Consider the following 10,028-nt stretch of genomic DNA (forward strand, 5'->3'; position numbering starts at 1 on the left):
TGCAAACGAAAGCGTAGACGGTGATTATAGTAGCCCATCATCTGGCGGTTGCGCATGTCATCCACAGGACAGAACGACGAATAAATGCCCTCTTGCGTGCACACGTTTGCAATGCTTTAAGCGCAGTGGGTTTGTAGGACGAAGGATGGCGGGATTACCCAGGGATAGCGGGGATGCGCGTGACACCGTCGTCACGCTTGCGCGCTCGCTCGGCGTTGCCGCGTCCACCGTGTCGCGGGCGCTGCGAGGCGACCCGCGGATCTCAACGAAAACGCGTCGGCGGGTCGAGGCGTTGGCGGCTGAGCGTGGTTATGCGCCCAATGTCCTGGCGCGCACTTTGGCCAGCGGACATAGTGGCCTGATTGCACTGTCGCTGGGGCCTATCAGCAATCCCTTTTACGTCGAACTGATGCAAGAGGCGGTTATCCAAGCCGCTGCCCGGGATCTGCGGCTGTTGCTGTTGCATGCTGGCGCCGGGCCGATCGAGGATCAGACGGCGCAAACGTTGCTACAATATCAGGTCGATGGCTGCCTCATCACCTCAGCTGAGTTGTCGTCGCATGCGGCACGAATCTGTGCCGTCCATAATGTTCCGGTCGTCATGGTCAACCGCGTTCCGAAACTGCACGCCAGTGCCATCGCTTGCGACAATTTCCTCGGTGGACAGGATTTGGCACGGCTTCTGCTGGGGGGTGGCCATCAGCGTTTTGCCATTATCCGCGGCAATCCCGATAGTTCGACCAGCATCGAGCGGGAGCGTGGCTTTGCTGAAATGCTGAAGAACCACGGGATCGACTTCGATCTGCGTATCAATGGTGGCTCGACCTATGAGGGCGGGTTCGCAGCCGGCCGCATGTTCGCAGAAATGCCGAGAGACCGGCAACCGGATGCCATCTTCGCCGTCGCCGACATCATGGCAATGGGTGTCGTCGATGCCTTGCGTATCGGAGGTATTCGCGTGCCTGACGATATCTCGGTCGTGGGGTTCGATGGCATCGCGCAGGGCGCGTGGCCGGCCTACGCGATCACCAGCGTGCAGCAACCGATTGCCGCGATGGTGTCGCGTGGGCTGGATCTATTGACCGCACGCATCGGGACTTCGACAGTTCCGGATGAAGTCGTTTTGCTGCGGGGCGAGCTGATCCTCCGGCGCTCCGCTCGGCTGCCGGTTCGGATGGCAGCATAGCCGGCCGGATGCCAGCGGCCTAGCCTCGCTACGCCAATTCACCCATTGGAGCCCATGCTATGGACCTCGGCGTCTTCATCCCCATCGGCAGCAATGGTTGGCTCATCTCCACCACCTCGCCACGCTACCAGCCCAGCTTCGCGCTCAACCGCGACGTCGTGCAGAAGGCGGAGGGCTACGGCTTCGAATTTGCGCTATCGATGGTGAAGCTGCGCGGCTTCGGCGGGGAGAGTGAATTCTGGGACCACTGCCTCGAAAGTTTCACCCTCATGTCAGCCATCGCGGCTGTTACCACGACGATCAAGCTCTTTGCCTCGGCCGCCGTGCTCACCCTGCCGCCCGCCATCGCCGCCCGCATGGCCTCCACGATCGATAGCATCGCACCTGGCCGTTTCGGGATCAACATCGTGTCCGGCTGGCAGGAGGCCGAGTACAGCCAGATGGGACTTTGGCCGGGTAAGGAGCATTTCGACCGCCGCTACGAGTATTGCGGGGAGTACGTCCGGGTGATGCGCGACCTGTGGGAGGCGGGGTCCTGCACCATGGACGGCGCCCATTTCAAAATGACGGACTGCAAGCTCAGCCCACGCCCCAGCGCCCCGATCCCCCTGGTCGCTGCCGGGCAAAGTGGGGGCGGCATCGAGTTCGCCGCCACCTATGCCGACTACAATTTCTGCATGGGGGAGGGGGTAAACACCCCCACCAAATTCGCCCCGAGCGTTGCCCGCCTGGTCGCCGCCGCGGAGAAGACAGGCCGTCATGTCGGCGCTTACGCCCTGTTCATGATCATCGCTGACGAAACCGACGAAGCCGCTCAGGTCAAGTGGGAGCTGTATAAGGCCGGCAAGGATATGGTGGCCCTTTCCTGGATGGGTGTGCAGGCGGCGGGCGACGACAAGGCTGATGCGAAGTCGACTGCTCGTAGCATGACCAACCCGGTTTCCGCCGTGAACTTCAACATGGGCACGCTGGTCGGCTCCTACGCCGCCGTCGCGGCGTTGATGGACGAGGTTGCCACCGTGCCTGGCGTGGCCGGCATCATGCTGACCTTCGACGATTTCATCGCCGGCATGGACGCCTTCGGTCAGCACATCCAGCCGCTGATGAAATCGCGCCAGGGTCGCGCCCCGCCGGGTCGATCCCCGCAGGTGCAGCCAGCGTGACCGATGAGCTGGATGGTCACCGCCAACAAGGCGTTGGCCCCGCCATCCAACGCACGCAACGCCTGATGACGCTGGACGAGGTGGAGTCCAGCGTGCTTCGGAACACCTGATGAGCGCCGCTACCGCCGCCCACCGGTTCGCCCGCCACGCGCTCGCGGCACGCTACGAAGACCTGTCGGCCGATGCGGTGGCGCAGGCCAAGGTGTTCATCCTCGACACCTTCGGCGTGGGGATCGCGGGCTCCACCGCCTACGGCGCCGACGAATTGATGGCGGCCAGCAGCGCCTGGGGCGCAGGGGAGGAGGCCACGGTCTGGGGCCGGCGGGAACGCGTGCCCGCGCCCACCGGCGCGATGCTGAACGCTTTCCAGGTCCATTGCCAAGAATATGACAGTGTGCACGAGGGCGCGGTTCTGCACCCCCTCGCCACCACCCTGTCCGCCGCAACCGCCTATGCCGAGCGGAAGGGTGGCATCTCCGGGAAGGACTTGTTGGTCGCGGCCGTCATCGGCGTGGACATCGCCTCTGGGCTCGGCATCGCCTCGGAGTCGGCCATGCGCTTCTTTCGCCCCGCCACCGCCGGCGGCTTCGGTGCCGTCGGCGCCGTCGGCCGGCTGATGGGGATGACCGAGACGGAGTTGGTCGGAGCCTTCGGCGTCCAGTACGCGCAAACCAGCGGCACCTTGCAGCCGCATGTCGAGGGGAGCGTCACGCTGCCGCTGCAGGTCGGCGTCAATGCCCGCGCCGCCCTGCAATCCGCCGATTTGACGCGCGCCGGTGTCGTTGGACCCACCGATACGTTCGAGGGCAAGTATGGCTACATGCATCTGTTCGAAGGCCAGTGGGATTTGGAGCCGGTCCTGCAATCGCTGGGCAAATCCTGGCGGATCGCCGAGATGAGTCACAAACCATACCCCAGCGGCCGCGCCACCCATGCCGGCGTCGAGGGGATCATCGAGCTACGACGACGGCATGGCTTCACGGTCGAGGATGTCGGGTCGATCACCATCGTCGGCCCGCCCGTCACGGCGCGGCTATGCTCGCGTCCCGATATCCCGAACCCCAGCCCAAACTATGCCCGACTCTGTATGTCCTACGTCGCCGCCAAGGTTTTGCTGAATGGCGTCATCGACCTCGCGCATTACCGCGGCGCCGAATTGACGGACCCGGCGACCCACGCACTCGCGTCGCGCATCCGCATGCTGTCGGATGATAGCACGGACCCGAACGCCCTGCTCCCCGTCGACGTCACCATCGTCCTCACGAGCGGGCAGACCTTGTCGTGGCACTGCGACGCCATGCTGGCCAGCCCCACGCGGCGCCTCACGCGCGACCAACATCTGACAAAATTCCACCGCTGCTGCGATTTCGCCCAGACGCCGATGTCCATGCGGCAACAGGACGCCCTCATTGATGCGGTCGACACCATCGAGACGATCGCCGATATCCGCACACTCACCAGGTTGTTGCGGGTGGCCGCCTAAGGGCCCGTCAGGAAATAACTGAATTGGGTCTATGTTTTAGTGGATATGGGATTCTCCGGTCACGGAGGGGTATCGTAGCGTCGTGAGATGATCGACACCAGGGCCATCCGTAGCCGCTTTGTTGCACTTGATCCGCATCTTGACGAACGTGGGCGGCGGTCCTTCGCTGCCGCGGAGGCGCGATCTGCTGGTTATGGTGGGATTGCGGCTGTTGCCCGAGCGACTGGTATCGCACCCAGCACGATTGGCCGTGGTTTGGCAGAACTGGCTGAGGCCTCGGTCGTGCCCTCGGATCGCAATCGTCGAGTTGGTGGTGGGCGGAAGACTCTGACGACAACTGACCCGGGTCTGTTGGCCGATTTGCTGGCGCTGGTCAGCCCCAGTGAACGCGGCGATCCGATGTCGCCCCTGCGCTGGACCTGCAAGGGCTTACGTCGCCTCGCCAGCGAACTATGCGAGATCGGGCACAAGATCAGCCACACCGTCGTTGGCGAATTGCTCAAGGCCGAGAAGTTCAGTCTGCAAGCCAACCGTAAAACTCGTGAAGGCGACAGCCACCCCGATCGTGATGCGCAATTCGCTCACATCAACACGAGCGTCAGCCGCGCTCTGCTCGAGAGGCAGCCGGTCATATCGGTGGATACCAAGAAAAAAGAGCTTATTGGCGATTTCAAGAACGCCGGGCGGGAATGGCGCCCGCAAGGCGACCCCGAAGAAGTCCGGGTACATGACTTCCTGATCAAGGAGCTTGGCCGGGCGGTACCATACGGCATCTACGATCTGGCCGCCAACTTCGGCTGGATCAGCATCGGCATCAACCATGATACCGCGGAGTTTGCCGTTCAGACGATCCGCAGTTGGTGGCACAATGTTGGCTCCAAACGCTACCCCAAGCCGCGCTATCTGACGATCACCGCCGATGGTGGCGGTAGCAATGGTTCGCGAGTACGCTTGTGGAAACGCGAACTCCAAAAGCTGGCCAACGAACTCGGCATTGATATTCGGGTCCATCACCTGCCACCGGGCACGAGCAAGTGGAACAAGATAGAGCACCGGCTGTTTTCGTTCGTCAGCATGAACTGGCGTGCCAAACCGCTGGGCAGCTATCGTGTCATTGTCGATTTGATCAGCGCCACAACGACCGACACTGGCCTGGTCGTGCGGTGCGAACTCGATCCCAAAGTTTACAAAAAAGGGATCGTAGTGAGCGATCAGGAGATGTCGCAAATCAATCTGATACCCGAAGAATTCCACGGCGAGTGGAACTACACACTACGACCTCAAATCAGAAGACGTCGCTCACTTATTTCCTGACGGAGCCTAAGGCCCGTGAACCGACGCCGCCCCACCTCCATGTAACCGGCGCCCGCAATCGAGATCAAAGGAGACGATCTATGGCTGACCCGAGACTGAGAGCCGCGCTCACCGAGAAGCGTTTCATCGTCGCACCCGGCATCTTCGACATGATCTCTGCCCGTGTCGCCGACGGGATGGGCTTCACGGCGCTCTATGCCACTGGCTTCGGCACCGTCGCCTCCCATCTCGGCATTGCTGATGCGGGCGTTGCGACCTACAGCGACATGGTCTCCCGCGTTGGTCGGTTCGCGACCGAATGTGCGACCCCGGTGATTGCCGATGCCGATACCGGCTATGGCGGCCTGCTGAACGTGCGCCACACCGTTCTTGGCTACGAGGCGGCGGGCGTGACGGCCATCCAGATCGAAGACCAGGAAATTCCTAAGAAATGTGGCCATACGCCGGGCCGCCGGGTCATCCCGACACGCGACATGTGCCTCAAGATCGAGGTCGCGGCCGAAGCACGGCGCTCGTCCGATTTCCTCATCATCGCCCGTACCGATGCTCGAACCACGTTGGGCTTGGATGAGGCGATCGCTCGCGGCAAGGAATTTGCAAGGGCGGGGGCCGACGTCGTGTTTATCGAAAGCCCCGAGACCGAGGACGAGATGCAGCGCATCGGCCAAGACATCGACGCTCCCTTGCTTGCCAACATGGTGGAGGGCGGGCGCACGCCAATCCTGCCGAAGGACCGGCTGAAGGCCATCGGCTACGACATCGCCATCTACCCGGCGCTCGGCTTTCTTGCCGTCACCGCCGCCTGTGAGCGCGTGTATACCCATCTGCTGCACCACGGTGACAGCAACGCTGTCCCAGCACAGGAAAGCTATGGGTTCGCCCGCATGTGCCAATTGATGGGCTTCCCCGATGTGTGGGAGTTCGAGCGCCGCTGGGCGCGCAGCGACGCTCCAGCCGTCGAATGAGGGGCGCAGGATGACCGACGCGCTCGGCTGGCGCGCCAAGTTCGGCGTGCTCGGGCCCTCCACCAACACCATCGTCCAGCCGGATTTTGACGACATGCGCCCGGTGGGCGTCACCAATCACTATAGTCGTATCTTTACGCCGAACGCGGCGGCGGTGAGCAATGAGAGTTTTATGGCAGGCACCTCCGTCATCGCCGGCAATGTTATGGATGCGGTCGACAGCGCCATGACATGCTTGCCCAGTTATTTTGTCATGGGCATGTCCGCGGTCACCTTCATCGGCGGCGCGGCCGGGGCGGACGCCTTCGAGAAATCCATTGTCGATCGGACAGGCCTAGGCGTCAGCATGGGCTCGGCCGCGACCGCCGCGGCGCTGCGCGCTTATGGCGCCAACCGTGTTGCTTTTCTGTCGCCCTACTTCCCGGCCGCCAATGCCCATGTGCGGCAATACCTGCACGATGTCGGCTTCACCGTGGTCCGCGACATGTGCCTGCAATCGCCCAGTTGGACCGGAATTGCCGAGGTTCAGCCGAAGGATCTGATCGGCTGCCTCAAAGACCTCGACGGCGATGATGTCGACGCCATCGTGCAGGTCGGCACCAACCTCAGCATGGCGCGCCTGGCCGCCGCAGCCGAACTATTTTTGGGCAAGCCGGTCATCGCCATCAACACCGCCACCTATTGGCACGCCCTGCGCAGCAACGGGATTGCCGACAAAAAGGCCGGATTCGGTCAATTACTGGAACGTTTTTGAGCAGGCTCGGCAAAGCCCGAACCGCGCCAGTTCGAGCCTGCGGAATGAAACAACACCGCTGTGCGGGCCGACAGTGCTTCGCCACCAAGGAGACGCCGGACATGAAAGACGAGACACTGGTATCCCCGGGCTGCTGGGCCGTCACCACGCTGTCGGAGACGGCGCGATGACGCTCAGCCGCCGGACCCTTCTTGCCGCCGCCGCCGCCGGGCTGCCTCTTGTCGGGACCGCGGCCCAGGCAGCGCGGCCGACGGATCTTCTCACCTTCGGGCTCTCCGGCTACCCGCCCAACCTGCAACCCTGGGCCAACACCGGCGCCTCGGTTGGTGGCCTCAAACTGCTGATGTTCCGCGGGCTGCTCTCATACGCCCCCGACGGCAGCCTGCGCGGTGAGTTGGCGGAGCGGTGGGAGCAGGATGGCCCAACCGCCTGGGTGTTCCACCTGCGGGATGCGGTGTTCCACAACGGCAATCCCGTCACTTCGGACGACGTGCGGTGGTCGATCGAGCAGATCGCGGGCGAGCACTCCACCGCCTATTTACGGGCAGAGTTCCAGGGCGTCGATCATGTCGAGACGCCGGATGCCAAGACCGTTCGGCTGGTGATGAAACGCCCAACCGTCACAGTCCCCCTGCTGATGGCCAGCATGTACGCCCCGATCACCGCCCGCGGTACGATAGATATTGGGGCCGGCCCCTTCATGTTGCAGGACCAGGAGCGCGGGGTATCCGTCGATCTTGTCGCATTCGATAAATTCTACCGCCCCGGTCAGCCGCAGATCCGTCGCATCCGCGGCGTCGTCTATGCGGACGAAAATATACGGGTCACCGCCCTGCGGACCGGTGATGTCGACCTGATCGAATACGTGCCCTGGCAATCCATGCAGACGCTTGATGCCGACCCGGCGTTGAAGCTGGACGGCACCAACGGCGCTTTCATGTACCTGGTGTTCAACGGCGATAGCGGCCCCTTCACCGATGCACGGGTGCGGCTCGCCGCCGCCTTGGCCATCCGCCGGGAGGAAATTGTCCAGGCCGCGTTTTTTGGCCGTGGCGCGCCGCTGGAGGGTTTGCCGCTCTCGCCAGAGTCACCGTTTTTCGACAAGGCGCTCAGCCAAGGATGGCGCTACGACCCGGGGCGCGCCAAGGCGCTGTTGGCAGAGGCCGGCCATGCTGGCGGGTTTTCCTGCTCTCTGCTCTCGACGTCTCAATTCGGTATGATGAAAAGCACGGGGGAGGTGGTGCAAAGCCACCTTGCCGAAATCGGTATTAAGGCGGATCTGGCACTGCCGGATTGGGCGGGGCGTTTGAACCGCGGCAACCGTGGCCAATACGATCTATCGATCGGCGGCACGGCCATGGACAATAACGACCCCGACGGATTGACATCGTTGATCGATGGCTCTCTGCCGCCGTCGTTCCAACGCAGCTTCGACCTTCCCATTCCCGAAATTACCGAATTGCTGGCAGCCGGTCGCGCTGAATTCGATGCCGTCAAACGCAAGGCGATTTACCAGAAGTTGCAAAGCGTCGCGATCGAGAAGGCGAGCTTCGTCGGTCTCGCTTGGCGTTCGCAGGCCTATGCCATGACGAAGCGCCTGGTCGGCTTCCAAAACATCGCGGGCGCGTTGACGTTCTATTCCAACCTCACGCTCGACAACGCCAGCATGAACGGATAGGCGCCATCCCGGCCGCCCCAACACCAGCCAGTATTTTGCCGCACAAGCCGAAGGACGCGATGATGATAGGGTTCAAGGGTCTGCTCGCGTCCGCCGTGTTCGGCTTGGTTGCGGTAGCGCCGGCCGTGGCGCAAACCTCCCAAATCCTCTATTTGGCGGAAGACGTTCCCGCTGGGCTGGACTACGACGGACCATCCGTGTCGGTAAACACATCCCAACTCGGCTACATCAACATGATGGAGCCGTTGCTCGACTACAGGATGCAGGACAAGCCAAATGAGGACGGCATCCGTCGGCTCGATTTCAGTCAATACGAAGGCCGGCTGATCGAAAGTTGGGATCATGACGTGGCCACCCATACCTGGACGATGCATTTGCGCCAGGGGGTCAAAAGCTGCGCAGGCAACATTTTCGGCGCCGATGATCTCATCTACACCCTCGCGCGCGGTAAATCGGTCAGCGGCACCGGCCCCACCAACTGGTTTCTCGCCAGCCTTGGTTCGATCGCCGGGTTCGACCGCAGCGTGTTCAACGGCGGCAGCAAGGAGTTGGGTGACGCTGTCGTCAAGGTTGACGATCATACGGTGAAGATCCGCCAATCCGCTGAAAACCCGCTGCTGCTGACGGTCATGACCGTCTATTCCATGTCCCCGTTCGACAGCGTCGAGATGAAGAAGCACGCGACGCCCGAAGATCCGTGGAGCCACGTCTATGCCAACTCGGTAAACCTCCCAGCCTTCGGCGCCTACTGCCTAGAAAACTGGGTCAAGGGTGATTCCTTCACGTTGAAGGCCAATCCGAATTACTACCGCGGCAAACCCCCCATCGATCGCGTTGTCATCAAGCGCGTGCCGCAGAGCGCCAATCGCGCGCTGACCCTGCGGTCGGGGCAGGCGCAGATCACCCAACGCCTCTCCGCCCGTGAGTTCGATAATCTGCGCACCGCCCGCGGCGTGAAGGTCGGCGGCATCTACGGCAACGAGACCCTGTTGCTGAGCCTGAACTTCAAAACCCCGCCGTTCGACAACCCGAAGCTGCGCCAGGCGATTGCGGCAGCGATGCCGTACTTGCAGATTATCAATATCGGATATGCCGGCCAGGCGCGCAAATGGGACGCGCATTTCACTGAAGTGCTCGCGGGCTACATCAAGCCCAGCACCCAGTATCAACAAGACCCGGAACTGGCCAAGAAGCTGCTGGCCGAGGCCGGATTCCCCGACGGCAAGGGGCTGGAGGCATATGCCAGCGCCCTGCACATCGCCTTCGTTTCCGAACGTGAATCGTATCTGGGCCCGATCGCCACCACCATCCAATCCGCCCTGCGCGACGTCGGCATTCCTATCCAGTTGGACCCGATGCCGCAGACCCAGTTCAACGACCGGCGCAGCCTGAAGAAGGATCTGCCGATGGGGTTGAGCGACACGGAGAAGCCGGTTGGCCCGGACGTGCTCTACACGAACAAGCTGTTCTTCGTCTCCGCCGCCG

General features: G+C 62.5%; 8 protein-coding genes. All 8 read left to right on the forward strand.

The window, feature by feature from the left end:
• The first annotated feature begins 145 nt into the window (after nucleotides 1-145).
• Complete coding sequence (locus GSQ76_RS23735) at nucleotides 146-1,186, forward strand: LacI family DNA-binding transcriptional regulator (RefSeq protein ID WP_158746580.1); 1,041 nt, start codon at nucleotides 146-148, stop codon at nucleotides 1,184-1,186.
• Between the two features lie 59 nt (nucleotides 1,187-1,245).
• Nucleotides 1,246-2,349 (forward strand): pyrimidine utilization protein A, encoded by a 1,104-nt coding sequence (gene rutA, locus GSQ76_RS23740; protein WP_158746581.1) that lies wholly within the window; start codon nucleotides 1,246-1,248, stop codon nucleotides 2,347-2,349.
• A gap of 109 nt (nucleotides 2,350-2,458) precedes the next feature.
• On the forward strand, nucleotides 2,459-3,832 hold the full coding sequence (locus GSQ76_RS23745; protein ID WP_158746582.1) for an MmgE/PrpD family protein: 1,374 nt from the start codon (nucleotides 2,459-2,461) through the stop codon (nucleotides 3,830-3,832).
• Between the two features lie 87 nt (nucleotides 3,833-3,919).
• Nucleotides 3,920-5,146: an ISAzo13 family transposase gene (locus GSQ76_RS23750; RefSeq protein ID WP_158746583.1), complete on the forward strand. Its 1,227-nt coding sequence runs from the start codon at nucleotides 3,920-3,922 to the stop codon at nucleotides 5,144-5,146.
• 80 nt (nucleotides 5,147-5,226) lie between these two features.
• Nucleotides 5,227-6,111 (forward strand): oxaloacetate decarboxylase, encoded by an 885-nt coding sequence (locus GSQ76_RS23755; RefSeq protein WP_158746584.1) that lies wholly within the window; start codon nucleotides 5,227-5,229, stop codon nucleotides 6,109-6,111.
• 10 nt (nucleotides 6,112-6,121) lie between these two features.
• Entirely contained in the window at nucleotides 6,122-6,865 is a 744-nt protein-coding gene (locus tag GSQ76_RS23760; RefSeq protein ID WP_158746585.1) for an arylmalonate decarboxylase, read from the forward strand.
• A 166-nt stretch (nucleotides 6,866-7,031) separates the two neighbouring features.
• Entirely contained in the window at nucleotides 7,032-8,543 is a 1,512-nt protein-coding gene (locus GSQ76_RS23765; RefSeq protein WP_158746586.1) for an ABC transporter substrate-binding protein, read from the forward strand.
• 59 nt (nucleotides 8,544-8,602) lie between these two features.
• On the forward strand, nucleotides 8,603-10,028 hold a 1,426-nt coding region (locus GSQ76_RS23770; RefSeq protein ID WP_158746587.1), incomplete at its 3' end, for an ABC transporter substrate-binding protein.

This window comes from Acidisphaera sp. L21 (genome assembly GCF_009765685.1).
Lineage (GTDB): Bacteria > Pseudomonadota > Alphaproteobacteria > Acetobacterales > Acetobacteraceae > LMUY01.

Excerpts from the sequence above, each read along its gene's own strand:
- GSQ76_RS23735 (WP_158746580.1), top strand. The coding sequence starts at position 146 with ATGGCGGGATTACCCAGGGATAGCGGGGATGCGCGTGACACCGTCGTC.
- rutA (WP_158746581.1), top strand. The coding sequence starts at position 1,246 with ATGGACCTCGGCGTCTTCATCCCCATCGGCAGCAATGGTTGGCTCATC.
- GSQ76_RS23745 (WP_158746582.1), top strand. The coding sequence starts at position 2,459 with ATGAGCGCCGCTACCGCCGCCCACCGGTTCGCCCGCCACGCGCTCGCG.
- GSQ76_RS23750 (WP_158746583.1), top strand. The coding sequence starts at position 3,920 with ATGATCGACACCAGGGCCATCCGTAGCCGCTTTGTTGCACTTGATCCG.
- GSQ76_RS23755 (WP_158746584.1), top strand. The coding sequence starts at position 5,227 with ATGGCTGACCCGAGACTGAGAGCCGCGCTCACCGAGAAGCGTTTCATC.
- GSQ76_RS23760 (WP_158746585.1), top strand. The coding sequence starts at position 6,122 with ATGACCGACGCGCTCGGCTGGCGCGCCAAGTTCGGCGTGCTCGGGCCC.
- GSQ76_RS23765 (WP_158746586.1), top strand. The coding sequence starts at position 7,032 with ATGACGCTCAGCCGCCGGACCCTTCTTGCCGCCGCCGCCGCCGGGCTG.